The organism is Pantoea sp. ME81 (assembly GCF_903970985.1).
Classification (GTDB): domain Bacteria; phylum Pseudomonadota; class Gammaproteobacteria; order Enterobacterales; family Enterobacteriaceae; genus Pantoea; species Pantoea communis.
Window position 1 is genome coordinate 1 of sequence record NZ_CAJCKS010000353.1, and the last position, 1,303, is coordinate 1,303.

The window sequence follows — 1,303 nt, forward strand, 5'->3', positions numbered from 1 at the left end:
CCTAATGCCGATCAGTTAAGGATCAGTTGAACGATCCAGTGGCTGTGTAAGAATCCGGAAACGCTTCGTTTCCGGATTTTTTTATGCAGCTCAGTCAGGCCCTTGATATCGTCTCTCGTTACGATTCTCTTCGTAATCCTCTGAATACGCTCGCGGATGTTCTTGACCCTGCGCTCATCAGCCGCTGCCTTGAGGAAGCTGGCACAGTCACGCTCCGCAAGCGCAGACTCACTACAGATATGATGGTCTGGTGTCTCATCGGCATGGCCCTTGAGCGCAAGGAACCTCTTCACGCCATCGTTAATCGCCTTGATATTCTGTTGCCGGGAAACCGTCCTTTCGTTGCGCCCAGTGCCGTAGTGCAGGCAAAGCAGCGGCTGGGGGACGACGCTGTGCGGCGGGTTTTCGAACAGAGCAGCGAGCTCTGGAATGCACAGACTTCCCACCCTGACTGGTGTGGTCTGACGTTGTACGCTGTTGACGGCGTTGTCTGGCGCACGCCAGAAACGCCTGATAATGAGAAGGCTTTCGTGCGTTCAGGCACGGTGGCAGGCGCCTCGCCTTATCCGCAGGTGCGCATGGTCTGCCTGATGGAACTCACCAGCCATCTTATCAGCGGCGCCGCGATGGGCTGCCAGAACGAGAATGAGATGGTGCTGGCAGAAGGTCTCATTGAACGCGCGTGCGACAACAGCCTGACTCTCTTCGATAAGGGTTACACGTCATTCGGTCTGCTTAGCGCCTGGCATGAGGCCGGCGAAAACCGTCACTGGATGATAGCGGCACGTAAAGACCTGCAGTACGAAGAGGTACGTCGTCTGGGGAAGGGAGACATACTTATCCGGGTAAAAACCTCCGCTCAGTCACGGAAGAAATGGCCGCATCTGGCGGCGCACACAGAGATGAGGATGATAAGCCGGGAAATAAAAGGCCGGACGTGGCAGTTCCTGACGTCGATGACGGATGCGATGCGTTATCCGGGTAAAGAAATAGCGGATCTCTACAGTCATCGCTGGGAGATAGAGCTGGGATATCGTGAAATAAAGCAGGATCTCCAGGACAGCAGGCTCACGCTTCGCAGCAGGAAGCCGGAGATGGTAAGGCAGGAGCTGTGGGGCGTGCTGCTGGCCTACAATCTGGTGAGATATCAGATGATAAGAATGGCCTCAACGCTGAAGGGATACTGGCCTAACCAGCTCAGCTTCAGGGAATCGACAGCGTGGGTGATGAAGCTGCTCTGGACACTCGAAGGCGCTTCGCCTGGGCGAATCCCGGAACTGGTAAAGGACGTAAGTTCGATAGC

General features: G+C 55.6%; 1 protein-coding gene. It reads left to right on the forward strand.

The annotated features are described in order from the left end of the window. Window positions 1-83 precede the first annotated feature (83 nt). Window positions 84-1,303: IS4 family transposase (locus H7A81_RS27275; RefSeq protein WP_182059338.1), on the forward strand; the 1,220-nt coding region annotated here is incomplete at its 3' end.